13 protein-coding genes are annotated in these 13010 nt (G+C 66.9%); 7 read left to right on the top strand and 6 right to left on the bottom strand.

Annotation, left to right across the window (positions count from 1 at the left end; translation table 11 throughout):
- Positions 1 to 124 precede the first annotated feature (124 nt).
- The 7 genes from IEX61_RS00635 (at position 125) to IEX61_RS00605 (ending at position 7696) form a co-directional block, all read left to right on the top strand.
- A complete protein-coding gene (locus tag IEX61_RS00635; protein WP_188816516.1) occupies positions 125 to 1099 on the top strand; it encodes an ABC transporter ATP-binding protein in 975 nt (324 codons plus the stop codon).
- Positions 1100 to 1177: 78 nt separating this feature from the next.
- Positions 1178 to 2818 (top strand): ABC transporter substrate-binding protein, encoded by a 1641-nt coding sequence (locus IEX61_RS00630; protein ID WP_188816515.1) that lies wholly within the window; start codon positions 1178 to 1180, stop codon positions 2816 to 2818.
- A gap of 128 nt (positions 2819 to 2946) precedes the next feature.
- Complete coding sequence (locus IEX61_RS00625) at positions 2947 to 3951, top strand: ABC transporter permease (RefSeq protein ID WP_054672626.1); 1005 nt, start codon at positions 2947 to 2949, stop codon at positions 3949 to 3951.
- Positions 3952 to 3966: 15 nt separating this feature from the next.
- Positions 3967 to 4890: a nickel transporter permease gene (gene nikC / locus IEX61_RS00620; RefSeq protein WP_083463093.1), complete on the top strand. Its 924-nt coding sequence runs from the start codon at positions 3967 to 3969 to the stop codon at positions 4888 to 4890.
- Positions 4891 to 5025: 135 nt separating this feature from the next.
- Entirely contained in the window at positions 5026 to 5631 is a 606-nt protein-coding gene (locus IEX61_RS00615) for a DUF6305 family protein (RefSeq protein WP_188816514.1), read from the top strand.
- A gap of 10 nt (positions 5632 to 5641) precedes the next feature.
- The gene (locus tag IEX61_RS00610) at positions 5642 to 7039 is read left to right on the top strand and encodes a sensor histidine kinase (protein WP_188816513.1); all 1398 of its coding nucleotides are present in this window, start codon (positions 5642 to 5644) and stop codon (positions 7037 to 7039) included.
- Between the two features lie 18 nt (positions 7040 to 7057).
- Positions 7058 to 7696 carry a response regulator gene (locus IEX61_RS00605; RefSeq protein ID WP_188816512.1) on the top strand — a complete coding sequence of 213 codons (639 nt, stop codon included), beginning with the start codon at positions 7058 to 7060 and terminating at the stop codon, positions 7694 to 7696.
- Positions 7697 to 7804: 108 nt separating this feature from the next.
- On the opposite strand, the gene fadH is transcribed toward IEX61_RS00605, so the two are convergent.
- The 6 genes from fadH to fadR form a co-directional block, all read right to left on the bottom strand.
- On the bottom strand, positions 7805 to 8569 hold the full coding sequence (gene fadH / locus IEX61_RS00600; RefSeq protein ID WP_188816511.1) for a 2,4-dienoyl-CoA reductase: 765 nt from the start codon (positions 8567 to 8569) through the stop codon (positions 7805 to 7807).
- A 63-nt stretch (positions 8570 to 8632) separates the two neighbouring features.
- Entirely contained in the window at positions 8633 to 9430 is a 798-nt protein-coding gene (locus IEX61_RS00595) for an adenosylcobinamide-GDP ribazoletransferase (RefSeq protein WP_188816510.1), read from the bottom strand.
- Positions 9431 to 9691: 261 nt separating this feature from the next.
- Positions 9692 to 10669: an electron transfer flavoprotein subunit alpha/FixB family protein gene (locus tag IEX61_RS00590; protein ID WP_054669572.1), complete on the bottom strand. Its 978-nt coding sequence runs from the start codon at positions 10667 to 10669 to the stop codon at positions 9692 to 9694.
- 30 nt (positions 10670 to 10699) lie between these two features.
- On the bottom strand, positions 10700 to 11470 hold the full coding sequence (locus IEX61_RS00585; protein ID WP_054669575.1) for an electron transfer flavoprotein subunit beta/FixA family protein: 771 nt from the start codon (positions 11468 to 11470) through the stop codon (positions 10700 to 10702).
- Between the two features lie 45 nt (positions 11471 to 11515).
- On the bottom strand, positions 11516 to 12283 hold the full coding sequence (locus tag IEX61_RS00580) for an enoyl-CoA hydratase (RefSeq protein ID WP_188816537.1): 768 nt from the start codon (positions 12281 to 12283) through the stop codon (positions 11516 to 11518).
- A gap of 2 nt (positions 12284 to 12285) precedes the next feature.
- The gene (gene fadR, locus IEX61_RS00575) at positions 12286 to 12897 is read right to left on the bottom strand and encodes a fatty acid metabolism transcriptional regulator FadR (protein WP_188816509.1); all 612 of its coding nucleotides are present in this window, start codon (positions 12895 to 12897) and stop codon (positions 12286 to 12288) included.
- Positions 12898 to 13010: the final 113 nt, after the last annotated feature.

Here is a 13010-nt window from a genome sequence, read left to right as displayed (position 1 = left end):
CTTCCATTCTGTTTGTTCAGTTGCGAGTTGGGTGATGAGAAAAAGTTAAGAGAAATATGAGAAAAAATAGGGAACGGCTCGCCCGCTGTCGAATCCAACGGACTCAACAAAGGGGGCCGCCACCATGAACACAGCCGAGGCGCCGCTTCTCGAGGTGCGCGACCTGCGCACGTACTTCTTCACCAAAACGGGGGTCGTCAAGGCGGTCGACGGGGTCAGCTTCACCGTTGCCCCCGGGGAGACCCTCGGCATCGTCGGCGAGTCGGGATCGGGCAAGAGCGTCACCGTCCTGTCCATCCTTCGCCTCGTCGCCGAGCCCGGGCGCATCGTCGGCGGCGACATCCGCCTGGAAGGCGAAAGCCTGCTCGCCAAGACGGAGCGGGAGATGGCCAGTATCCGCGGCAACCGCATCGCCATGGTGTTCCAGGACCCGATGACGTCGCTCAACCCCGTGCTGACCGTCGGCGACCAGATCGCCGAGGTGCTCACCACGCACCGGAAGCTGAGCAAACGGGCGGCCCGGGCGCGGGCAGCCGAGCTTCTGGCCATGGTCGGCATCCCCGACCCGCACAAGCGCCTCGACGCCTACCCGCACGAGTTTTCCGGCGGCATGCGCCAGCGGGTGATGATCGCCATGGCCCTGGCCTGCCAGCCGAAGCTCCTCATCGCCGACGAGCCGACCACCGCCCTCGACGTGACGATCCAGGTGCAGATCCTCGAGCTGATCCGGCGGCTGCAAGAGGAGCTGGGCATGGCCGTCATCCTGATCACCCACGACCTGGGCGTGGTGGCCGAGGTGTGCGACCGCGTCCTCGTGATGTACGCCGGCCGGCCGGTCGAAGAGGCCGACGTGCGCACCCTGTTTGCCTCCCCGCGCCATCCGTACACCGTCGGCCTGCTCGGTTCGCTGCCGCGCCTCGACGGGAACCGGAACGCGCGGCTCACCCCCATTCCCGGCGGCCCGCCGGACATGCGCTTCCTGCCGCCGGGGTGCTCCTTTCACCCCCGTTGTCCGCTAGCCGAGCCGCGCTGTCGCGAGCAGCGCCCCGAGTTGCGCGACCTGGGCGGCGGACACTGGGTGGCCTGCCACGCGGTCTAGCGGCGAGGCAACACCGCGCCGGTTCCGGCGCGCGCTCCTGCCCAAAACCAATCCCATCCACAAGGAGGTTGTCACGCGATGCGGAAAAAGGGCTTTTTGCTCACCCTCGTCCTCCTGCTCGCCCTGGCCACGGCGCTCGCCGGCTGCGGCGCGCGGGAGACGGCCGCACCCAACCAAAGCCAGCCGGCGACGACCGACGGCGGATCCGGCAACGCGGGCGGCGACAAGACGCTCGTCTTCGGCCGCGGCAGCGACGCGGTCGGCCTCGACCCGGCCAACGTCACCGACGGCGAGTCGATTCGGGTGACGCACCAGATCTTTGATACCCTCGTCCAGTACAACGAAGAGGACACCACCGTCAAGCCGGCCCTGGCCACGGAGTGGAACGTGAGCGAGGACGGCAAAGTGTGGACGTTCAAGCTGCGCGAAGGCGTCAAGTTCCACGACGGAACCGACTTCAACGCCGACGCCGTCGTCTTCAACTTCCAGCGGTGGATGGACAAAAACCACCCGTACCACCACGGCGATTTTGAATACTACGGCTATATGTTCGGCGGATTCCCCGGCATCATTCAAAAGGTGGAAAAAACGGGGCCCTACGAAGTGAAGATCACGCTGAAGGAGCCGAACGCACCCTTCCTGCAAACCTTGGCCATGCCGGCCTTCGCCATCGCCAGCCCTGCGGCGATCAAGAAGTACGGGAAGGACTTCTTCAAGAACCCGGTCGGTACGGGACCGTTCATCTTCAAGGAATGGAAAAAGGACGACCGGATCGTCCTCGAGCGCAACGACAACTACTGGGGCGAAAAGGCCAAGATCAAAACGCTCATCTTCCGCGTCATCCCGGACAACGCGGCGCGCTTCCTCGAACTGCAGGCCGGCACGATCGACATCATGGACGGGCTCAACCCCGAGGACGTGCCGAACGTCAAGAACAACCCCGACCTGCAGCTGATCCTGCGCCCGTCGATGAACGTCGGCTATCTGGCCATGAACATGGACAAGAAGCCCTTTGACAACCCGAAGGTGCGCCAGGCCATCAACCACGCCATCAACAAGCAGGCGCTGATCGACGCCTTCTACGGCGGGCTGGCCAAGCCGGCCAAAAACCCGCTGCCGCCCACGCTGTGGGGCTACAACGACGAGATCCAGGATTACGAGTACAACCCCGAGAAGGCGAAGGCCCTCTTGGCCGAAGCCGGCTACCCGAACGGCTTCAAGACGACGCTGTGGGCCATGCCCAACCCGCGGCCGTACATGCCGCAGCCGCAGCAGATCGCCCAGGCCATCGCCGCCGACCTGGCCAAGGTGGGCATCGAGGCGAAGATCGTCTCCTACGAATGGGGGACCTATCTGGAGAAGACGAAAAACGGCGAGCACGACATGGCCCTGCTCGGGTGGACGGGCGACAACGGCGACCCGGACAACTTCCTGTACGTGCTCTTGGACAAGGACAACGCCGTCAAGGGCAGCGCGGGCAACATCTCCTTCTACCGCAGCGACGAGCTGCATGCGCTCCTCATCCAAGCCCAGCGCGAGACCGACCAGAAGAAGCGCGAGGAGCTGTACAAGAAGGCGCAGGAGATCATCCACCGCGACGCTCCGTGGGTGCCCCTCGCCCACGCCACGCCGCCGCTGGCCGCCCGCGCCTACGTCAAGAACTACGTGCCGCACCCGACGGGCTCCGAGCCGCTCAACAAGGTAGACGTGCAAAAGTGAGGCCGCGCCTCGCGCGGCGGCGGCGCTGCAACGCGCCGACCGCGGCGAGATCGGCGTGGCCATGCAGGATGCGCATTTCCTCCGGGGAAACCCCCGGAGGAAATGCCTTTCCATGAGGAGGAGTCCCCATGCTGCGCTACATCGTCAAGCGACTCGTCTGGCTGATTCCCGTGCTGATCGGCGTCACCTTTCTCGCCTTTCTGCTCCTGCACCTCATCCCCGGCGACCCGGCACAGGTGATGCTCGGCGAGCGGGCCACGCCGGAACAGCTTGCGCAGCTGCGCGAAGACCTCGGCCTGAATGACCCCTTCCTCGTGCAGTACGCCCGCTTTCTCGGCCGCGTCCTCTCCGGCGATCTCGGCCGCTCCATCCACACCCACGAGCAAATCGCCGTCGAGCTGATGGAGCGCTTTCCGGCCACCTTGGAGCTCGCCCTGGCGGCCATGCTCGTCGCCACCGTTGTCGGGGTGACGGCCGGCGTGATCGCCGCCGTCCGTCCCCACTCGTGGTTCGACAACCTCAGCATGACCGGGGCGCTCATCGGCGTGTCGATGCCGATCTTCTGGCTGGGGCTGCTCGTCATCTGGGCCTTCTCCGTCCAGCTCGGGTGGCTGCCGCCGTCCGGCCGCCTCTCCCACGACATTCAATTGGAGACGATCACCGGCCTGCACCTTGTCGACAGCGTGCTCACGGCCAACTGGCCGGCGTTCTGGGACAGCCTGGCCCATCTTCTCTTGCCTGCCGTCGTGCTCGGCACGATCCCGATGGCCATCATCGCGCGCATGACGCGGGCAAGCATGCTGGAAGTTCTCGAGCAGGACTACATCCGCACCGCCAAGGCCAAAGGGCTGCGCGGACACGTCATCCTCGTGCGCCACGCGCTGAAGAACGCCTTTCTCCCCGTTCTCACCGTGATGGGCCTGCAGTTCGGGGCCCTGCTCAGCGGCGCGGTGCTGACCGAAACGATCTTCTCCTGGCCGGGCATCGGTCGCTATGTGGTCAACGCCATCCTCGCCCGCGACATTCCCGTCGTCCAGGGCACCATCCTGTTCATCGCCACGCTGTTCGTGATCATCAACCTGGTAACCGATCTCCTGTACAAAGCCCTTGATCCGCGCATCCGTTTGGAGTAAGGAGGGAAGCCGGGCATGTCCACGCCAGCACCGATCCCCCATGCGCACAACGCCCGAACACCCGCGCCCCCGGCAGGCATCACGCCGCACAAGGCGGCCGGACCCTGGCGGGACGCCCTGTCGCGCCTTTTGCGCAGCAAGTCGGCCTGCACCGGATTGGTCATCCTCGCCCTGCTGCTGTTGGCGGCGCTCTTCGCCGACGTGCTCGCCCCGTACGACCCGGTCCACGACACCGACCTCTACAACCGCCTCAAGCCGCCCTCGGCCGAGCACTGGCTCGGCACCGACGCCCAAGGCCGCGACATCTTCAGCCGCATCCTGCACGGCGCGCGCATTTCCCTGGAAATCGGCGTCGTGTCGGTGGGCATCTCCCTTGTGCTCGGCACGCTGCTGGGCGCGGTTTCCGGCTATTTCGGCCGGGCGGTGGATCTCGTCATCATGCGCCTCGTCGACATCCTGCTCGCCTTCCCGAGCATACTGCTGGCCATCGCCATCGTGGCCATCCTCGGTCCGGACCTGATCAACGCCATGATCGCCATCGGCATCGTCGGCATCCCGCAATTCGCGCGCATCGTCCGCTCGTCGGTCCTCGCCGTAAAGGAGATGGAATTCGTCGAGGCGGCGCGAGCCATCGGCGCGTCCGACGCGCGCATCCTCTTCCGCCACATCCTGCCCAACTGCTTCGCGCCGATCCTCGTGCAGACCACCCTCAGCATCGGCACGGCCATCCTCGACGCCGCCGGCCTCAGCTTCCTCGGCCTCGGCGCCCAGCCGCCCCAGCCGGAATGGGGGCTGATGCTGAAGGAAGGCCAGTCTGCCTTCCAGACGGCGGTGTGGGTGGTCACGTTCCCGGGCTTGGCCATCCTGCTCACCGTCCTCGGGTTCAACCTGCTGGGCGATGGCCTGCGCGACGCCCTGGATCCCCGGTTGAAGCGGTAGAACGATTGCAGCGAAGAATGGAAACGTTTAAAAAAGGTGAACACTTGCGTCCCATTTGCTAGACTAGAGGATGAGCCGTTCCTCTGGTCTTCTTTTTTCGCGAAGAAAAACAAACCGCCACGGGGAGGACCGGCCATGTCCAACCGTCGCGGACGCCCTTGGATCGTGCCGGCCCTGCTGGTTGCGCTGGCCCTTGCCTGCGCGTACCGAGAAGCGGTCGCCACCGTTCCGGCACGAGAATGGACGCTCCCCCACTTGCCGTTTCCCGTCGCTCGCGAACCGGCCCTGATCACGGCAGTCGGTCAAGGCGTCGAGGTGCATGCCCTCGCCCGCCTGGCCGACACGCTGCACATCGACGGCGACGTGCGCCCCTATGCCGAGGCGCGGGACCTTTCCCCCTACCGGAGCGTCCTTTTGGCGGTCGGCTACAGCCCCGTCGGCCTTGCCGCTGCAAGGCGGACGTGGGAAGCGGAGGTCCGGCGCGCGCGGGAAATCGCCCAGCTTGCCCACCGGCAAGGCGTGCCGCTCATCCTCGTCTTTTTCGGAGGCCCCTTGCGCAACGACGCGCGCAGCGCCGCACTTTTCGACCTGCTGCTTCCCCATGCCCGGTACGTCATCGCCCGCGCCGATGCCGAACAGGATCGCCACCTTTCCGCCCTGGCCCGCCGCCACGATGTCCCGTACACGCGCGTGCGCACCTTCGAGGCGGCGAAGATCCCGCTCAACTCCGCATACCGCTAGGGGGAGACCCATGCGGATCCCGATCCTCTTCGACCGCGCGGAACGCCCCGTGCAGCGGGCCGTCGGCGCGGCGCTGCTCCTCCTCGCCGCCCTCGCCCCGTACTGGAGCGAACCGCTGGCCGTCTCCGTCCTGCAGGCCATCGCTCGCGCCATCCGGGAGGCCGACAGCGGAACGTTGGTTCTGGCTACCTTTGGGCGCGCCGGCCTCTATACGCTGGCCGACGGGGCCGTGCTCATCGGGGCCTACCTCGTTGTTTCCGGCCGCCGCACCTTCTCCTCTTCGCGGACGCAAGGTGTATTTGCCGCCGTGGCCCTCGCCGTCCTGCTGGCGCGCGACGCGGTCGCCGCCAGAGGGGTTCCCGGCCCGCCCGTGCCGCATCTCCTGAGCTTGGCCGTCGTCACGGCGCTTTTGGCCCGCATCCCGGAGCGGCAGCGCACCGTATGGTCCACCGTCGGCATCGTCGGACACGTGCTGTTTGCCGGGCAGTGGCTGAACGCCTGCCCGATCTTGATCCCCTTCGGCTTTGGACGCGACGACCTGGCCGTCAGCCTGCATCTTGCCGCCGAATTTCTCGGAGCCGAGCCGCTTCTGGCCCTCCTGTCCGTTGCGCTGGTCGTGCCCCTTCTGGCCTCCGCCGTCCTGTACGTTCAGCTGGCCGTCGGCTATGCCGCACAGCTTGCGGCGGCGGAAACGATCGAGCGGCAAGCCCGCGCGCTGCACGAAGCCAAGCTGCAACTGTTGGAGCACCGGGTGTACCAGGAGCTGCACGCCCTCGTCCACGACCTGAAAACGCCCCTCGTGACGGTGGAGGGGCTGGCCTCGCTCCTTGCCCTCGCCGCGCCGTCGGAGCAGACGCGCGCCTATGCCCAGCGCATCGAAGAAGCGGTGCAGACGCTGGCGACAATGATCAACGAGATCCTGCGCGAGGACGTCCGCGTCGACACGCGGCCGCACGAACTGGTCAACCTGGTGCGCGCCCACTGGCTGCCCCACCGGGACCACATCCGCCTCGAGGTGGAGGTTCCGCCGGATTTGCCACCCGTCCGCGTCAACCGCATCCGCATGGCCCGCGTGCTGATGAACCTCCTTGAGAACGCCATGAGCGCCATCGGCGACCGGCCGGGCCGCATCGCCATCCGCGCCGAGGCGTCCGACGGCGCCGTCCGCCTGCGCGTGGAAGACGACGGCCCCGGCATCCCGCCCCACCTGCTGGGCGAGATCGACAAGCCGGGCTTCAGCACCAAGCAGGCCACGGGACTGGGCCTCCCCTTCGTGAAAAAGGTGGTGGCTGCCCACGGGGGCACGGTGACCCTTGCCAGCGCGCCGGGCCGCGGAACCACCGTGGTGCTCACGCTGCCCTGCGCGCCGGACCCCGGTTTGCCGGTAAAGCGGACAAGTCCCTCGTGAACGGGGAGGAACGTTTCCGTGCACAGCGAACCTGCCTTCATTCTCGTCATCGACGACCACGAAAGCGTCCGCTTCACCCTGTCCGAAATTCTTACCTTCGCCGGCTGGCAGGTCGAAACGGCGGCGAGCGGATGGGCCGGCTTGGCGCGGTTCCGTGCCCGCCGCCACGACCTCGTCATTGTCGACTACCACATGCCCGACGGCGACGGGCTCTCCACCGTGCGCCGCCTGCGCGCCCTCGACCCGGACGTCCCGATCCTCGTCCTCACCGTCGAGGAACGCACCGACGTGGCGGCGCGCTTTCTCGAGGCGGGCGCCACCGACTTCGCCGTCAAGCCAGTCAAGGCGCCGGATCTGATCTCGCGCGTCCGCCTCCACCTCAAGATGCGCGACCTCGTTGCGGCGCAACGCCGCCGCTCCGCCGAGCCCGCCGGGGAAAAGGGCATCTGCCCCACCACGCTCGAGAAGATCCTCGCCTACCTGCGCGCGCAAGCCCATCCCGTCACCCTGGCCGAGATCACCCAAGGCACCGCCCTGGCCTACCCCACGGTGCACCGCTACGTCCAGTACCTCGAAGAGACGGGGCGCGTGGTTGCCGAGTACGACTACGGCAAGGTGGGCCGCCCGCGCAAACGGTACCGCATCCTGCGGCCCTAAGCAAAAAAAGCGCCAGCCCGGCGGCGCGAACGCCCGGCGTCCGGGAACGCTCGCTTCCGCCGAACTGGCACGTCGTCGCCCACTCCCGTCCCCCACAGCGTCCTTCGCTCAAAACGGGGCCCGGTTGAGCCATTGCCCGCCGTCGACGGTGAGGCACGCGCCGTTGATGTAGGCCGCCGCAGGCGACAGGAGAAACAAGACGGCGTCGGCCACCTCCTCGGGGCGCCCCAACCGCCCAAGCGGCACACTCTCCACGGTCTTGCGAACCGCCTCCTCGTCGGGCAACAGCCGCTCGGCGCCGCCCGTATCGGCGATGGGGCCGGGCGCCACCGCGTTGACGCGAATGCCGTATTTGCTGCCCCACTCCACCGCCAGCGTGCGCGTCATGGCCAGCACGCCCGCCTTGGCGCAGGCGGAGTGAATCACCCCCGGCCCCGCCGTCCACGCATAGGTGGTGACGATGTTGACGATGGCGCCGGGATGCCCCGCGGCAATCCATTCCTTGCCCACCGCCTGGGTGCAGTACCAGGTGCCGTTCAGCACGATGTTGATGACGGCGTTCCAGCCGTTAATGGACAGGTTTTCGGCCGGGCAGAGGAAATTGCCCGCCGCGTTGTTGATGAGGAAATCGATGCGCCCAAAGGCTTCCTTCGTCGCCGTCACCATCTGCTGCACCCGTTCCGGGTCGCGCACGTCCATCGGCACGGTGAGCACCTCGCCGCCCGCGCGCGCGATCTCCGCCTTGGCCGCTTCCAACCGCTCCGCGTTGCGGCCGGTGATCACCACATTGGCCCCCGCTTCCGCCAGCTTCTTGGCGATGGCCTTGCCGATCCCGCTCGATCCCCCCGTCACGATGGCCACCCGTTCGCGCACCCGCAATCCCCCCTCATTCGACTGCTTCGTTTCCCGTTACCCGGCCACACCCGGCTGCTTCCCCTACCGAAAGCACGCCACGGCCACCGCCAGCACCGCCATCTCCGTCGCCACGGCGATCGCCCCGTACACGTCGCCGGTCAATCCCCCAAGGCGCGCGGCAGCCAAGCGGGCCACGCCGCGATAGGTCCCCCACACCGCTGCCGGGGCCAGGAAGGCAAAGGCGATCCAAGAGGCGAGCGCGGCATCGGTGCGGATGCGCGGCAGCGCCAGCACAGCCAGGGCCGAAGCCCACGCGACCAGGACCCATCCCGTGGCCACGGCCACCGTGCGCGCCGCGACGGACTGGCCAAGCCGTCCGGCCACGCTGCCGCCTTTTTGCGCGTAAGGCCACTGGCGCATCGCCCACACCACCGCCCAACGGCTCAAGGCCGGCGCGCCCGCCAACACCCCCACGCGCACGGGCTCCGGGAGGGCGGCCACGAGCACCCAGTGGGCCAGGAGCGCAAAGCTGCCGGCCAAGGCGCCCATCGCCCCGACCCGGCTGTCGCGCAGGATGGCCAGCATCTCCTCCCGCGGCTTGTTGCTCAGGAGGCCGTCGGCGGTATCCATCAGCCCGTCGTGGTGCAGCGCGCCGGTAACCACGAGCATGCAGCCGACGACAAACAGGCTGGAGACGGCCGGCGAAGCGAAGAGCCAGCGGCCGGCGGCATCGACCAGGGCATAGCCCAAACCCAGCATAAGCCCGACGAGCGGAAAGTACCCGACGGCGGCGCGCATGGCGGCCTCGTCATACGCCACGCCGCGGGGAACGGGAACGCGCGTCAAAAACTGCATGGCCAGCCAGAAACGTTGGCCCATCACCCTTAACCCCCTTGCGTCGCTAACGGATCTGTTGGGCCGCTTCCGCTCCGTTATCCCACTTCCCCACGCGCCTCTTCCGATCCTTCCGCTCGGCGGCCTGCCCCGTTCCGCACCGCGCCGTCCAGCCAGGTGGTGCAAAAAAACGGCTGTTGCCGACCCCGAGGGATCGCGCGGCAACAGCCGTCCGGGTTTTGGTCTCACGGCGGCTCAGCCGGCTTCAGACTGCGGAACCCGTTCGCCGCTTCGCCGCCGGATGGCTCACACCTCCTGCAGCACCTTGCGCAGTTCCTGGGTGAGGAGCGGCACCACTTCGAAGAGGTCGCCGACGATGCCGTAATCGGCCACCTGGAAGATGGGCGCCTCGGGGTCCTTGTTGATGGCCACGATCACCTTGGAGTTGCTCATCCCGGCCAGGTGCTGGATGGCCCCGGAAATGCCGCAGGCGATGTAGAGGTCGGGCGTCACCACTTTCCCCGTCTGCCCGATCTGCAGGGCGTAATCGCAATAACCGGCGTCGCACGCCCCGCGGGAGGCCCCCACCACCCCGCCGAGCACCTCGGCCAGCTCGTACAGCGGCTTGAACCCTTCGGCGCTCTTCACGCCGCGGCCGCCGGAGACGATGATCTTGGCCTCCGACAGGTCGACGCCCTGGGCCGTCTTGCGCACGACGTCCTTGACCTCCGTGCGCACGTTCTCAATCACCACGCCCAGCGTCTCCACGACCGCCTGGCGCGACGCGTCCGCCTCCAGCGGCGGAATGTTGTTCGGCCGGATGGTGGCAAAGAGGAGGCCCGAGAGGACCTTCTTCTTCTGGAACGCCTTCCCCGCATAGATCGGCCGGGTGAAGATCACTTCGCCGCCTTCCACCGCCACATCCGTGCAGTCGGAAAGGAGCCCCACATCGAGGCGCGCCGCCACGCGCGGGGCCAGGTCTTTCCCCAGCGCCGTGTGGCCCAGCAAGACGGCGTCGGGCTTGACCGCTTCGATCACCTGGATGAGGGCCTGGGCGTAGGCGTCGGTGGTGTACGCATCGAGGGCGGCGTGTTCGACACGGATCACCCGGTCCGCCCCGCGCTGGGCCAACGCCTCCGCGTAGGCGGCGGCCTTCGTGCCGAACACGGCGGCCACCACCGGACCGCCCTCGGCGATGCGCTTGGCCGCGGCCAAGCATTCATAGGTGACGTTGCGCAGCTTCCCGTCGCGCACTTCGCTCAACACGAGGACCGTACGGCTCATCCCATCCATCCTCCTTTGCGTTCCGCTCGCTCAGATCACCTTGGCTTCGGTGCGCAAGAGGTGCACGAGTTCCTTCACCTGGTCGGCCAGCTCGCCCTGCAGGATGCGCCCGGCCTGCTTCTTCGGTGGCAGGTACTGCTCCACGACGGCCGTCTTCGGCGCCACCTGGGCCGGATCCAGCCCGAGATCGGCCAGCGTGAGCCGCTCCAGGGGCTTCTTCTTCGCCTTCATAATCCCCGGCAGCGACGGGTAGCGCGGCTCGTTCAGCCCTTGCTGGCAGGTGACGAGGACGGGCAGATGCGTCTCGACGACCTCGATGTCCCCTTCCACGTCCCGCTCGGCGCAGACGCGGCCGCCGTCGACCTCCAGCTTGACGATGGTGGTCAGCTGCGGAATGTCCAGGAGCTCGGCCAACCGCGCGCCCACCTGGGCCGAGCCGTCGTCGACGGCCATGTTGCCGCACAGGATGATGTCAAAACCGGTCCGTTTCGCCACGGCGGCCAGCACCTTGCTGATCGTCACCTCGTCGCCGCCGTCGAGGGCCGGGTCGTTCACCAGAACGGCCTTGTCGGCGCCCATGGCCAGCGCCGTGCGCAGGGCGCTTTCCGCCCGATCCGGCCCGATGCTCACCACGGTCACCTCGCCGCCGAAGCGGTCGCGCAGCTGAATCGCCTCTTCGACGGCATACTCGTCATAGGGATTGATGACAAATTCCACGCCGTCTTCCTTGATCTTCCCGTTTTCGATGACCACCTTCTCTTCCGTGTCGAAGGTTTGCTTGAGGCAGACGAGGATCTTCATCGGCCTTTCCTCCTTTGGTTGCGTGATCGCCTTCCCGGAAGCCTCTCAGCGGTCGCGGAAATTGGGCGGGCGCTTCTCCAGGAACGCCTGCACGCCTTCGCGGCTGTCCGCGGTGGCGAAGGCACGGCCAAAGAGGCGCGCCTCGCGATCCAGTCCCTCGGCCAAGGGCGCCTCAACCCCCTGCAGGGCCTCGAGGGCGAGCGCAGCCGTGACGGCGCTCTTCGCGGCAATCCGTTCGGCCAGCGCCCGCGCTTCGTCCATCAGGCGCTCCAGGGGCACGACGCGGTTGACGAGGCCGAGGCGGAACGCTTCCTCGCCCGTGATCATCTCCCCGGTAAGGATCAGCTCCGTCGCCCTTCCCCGCCCGATGAGGCGCGGCAGGCGCTGCGTGCCGCCAAAACCGGGGATGAGGCCGAGGTTGATCTCCGGCAGGCCCAGCTTGGCCACGTCGGCGGCGATGCGGATGTGGCAGGCCATCGCCAGCTCGAGGCCGCCACCGAGGGCCGCTCCGTTGATCGCGGCGATGACCGGCTTGGGAAACGCCTCGAGGCGATCCATCACCTTCTGGCCGGCGCGGGCCATCGCTTCCCCGTCTTCCGGCGTCTTCCCGACAAACTCCTTGATGTCGGCGCCGGCTGCAAAAAACCGCCCCGCCCCGGTCAGCACCACCACCTTGACCGCCGCGTCGGCTTCCAGCTCCTCCAGCACGCGCCCCAACTCGGCGATGGCCGCCGTGTCGAGCGTGTTGGCCGGCGGATGGTCGAGGGTCACGATGGCCACCCGCTCTTCCCTTTCTACTGCAAATCGCGTCAGGGTCACGCCGTTTCCTCCTCCCGTTGTTCGGACTTGCGCAACGCAGACAGCAGCAGGCGGTGAATCGGATCGACCTGCGCGAGGAGATCGAATTTTCCCTTTTTCATCACCCACGACGTCGCCGTTTCGTCGAGCGTGCCAAAGATCATCATCCGGATCGTGCGCACGTCGACGTCGCGCCGAAAGACGCCTTCGGCCATCCCCTGCCGGACCACGTCTTCAATCAACCGATAATACTGCCTGAGCGTTTCGCGGATTTCCGTGCGCACCACGGGATTGGATTGCCGGAGCTCGATCTGGGTGACAACGGCCATGTCCCAGTTTTGCGCCAGCTGGGAAAGGTGCATGCGGATGAGCTCCCGCAGCTTCTCTTCCGCCGTTGGCACCTGGTCCAAGCGGGCGCGCGTGGCGTGGATGAACTCGCCCATCTTCTCGCGAAACACCGAGATCAGCACATCATCTTTGTTGCGAAAATACAGATAAATCGTTCCATCGGCCACATTGGCTTCACGGGCGATTTTGGCCACCTGGGCGTTGTGGTAGCCGTGTTTGGCAATCACGCGCACGGCGGCGTCGATGATCGCTTGGTACTTGTCGCCCGTTCGTTTCGCCACGCCGCGTCTCCTCCCGCCAATCCCCTGAAATGAATGAGCATTCAGTCGATTTCATTGTACGAAAAATCGAGAACGTTTGTCAAGAGGGAATTTGCAGGGGGACTTCCGATGCC

The sequence above is a fragment of the Calditerricola satsumensis genome (genome assembly GCF_014646935.1).
Classification (GTDB): Bacteria; Bacillota; Bacilli; order Calditerricolales; family Calditerricolaceae; genus Calditerricola; species Calditerricola satsumensis.
The sequence above is the reverse complement of the archived record's forward strand: the minus strand, read 5'-3'. Positions and strand labels throughout refer to the sequence as shown.

Coding starts and splice junctions, on each gene's coding strand:
- IEX61_RS00590 (WP_054669572.1), bottom strand. CDS start 10,669: ATGAGCCGTACGGTCCTCGTGTTGAGCGAAGTGCGCGACGGGAAGCTG.
- IEX61_RS00635 (WP_188816516.1), top strand. CDS start 125: ATGAACACAGCCGAGGCGCCGCTTCTCGAGGTGCGCGACCTGCGCACG.
- IEX61_RS00585 (WP_054669575.1), bottom strand. CDS start 11,470: ATGAAGATCCTCGTCTGCCTCAAGCAAACCTTCGACACGGAAGAGAAG.
- nikC (WP_083463093.1), top strand. CDS start 3,967: ATGTCCACGCCAGCACCGATCCCCCATGCGCACAACGCCCGAACACCC.
- IEX61_RS00610 (WP_188816513.1), top strand. CDS start 5,642: ATGCGGATCCCGATCCTCTTCGACCGCGCGGAACGCCCCGTGCAGCGG.
- IEX61_RS00625 (WP_054672626.1), top strand. CDS start 2,947: ATGCTGCGCTACATCGTCAAGCGACTCGTCTGGCTGATTCCCGTGCTG.
- IEX61_RS00595 (WP_188816510.1), bottom strand. CDS start 9,430: ATGGGCCAACGTTTCTGGCTGGCCATGCAGTTTTTGACGCGCGTTCCC.
- IEX61_RS00615 (WP_188816514.1), top strand. CDS start 5,026: ATGTCCAACCGTCGCGGACGCCCTTGGATCGTGCCGGCCCTGCTGGTT.
- IEX61_RS00630 (WP_188816515.1), top strand. CDS start 1,178: ATGCGGAAAAAGGGCTTTTTGCTCACCCTCGTCCTCCTGCTCGCCCTG.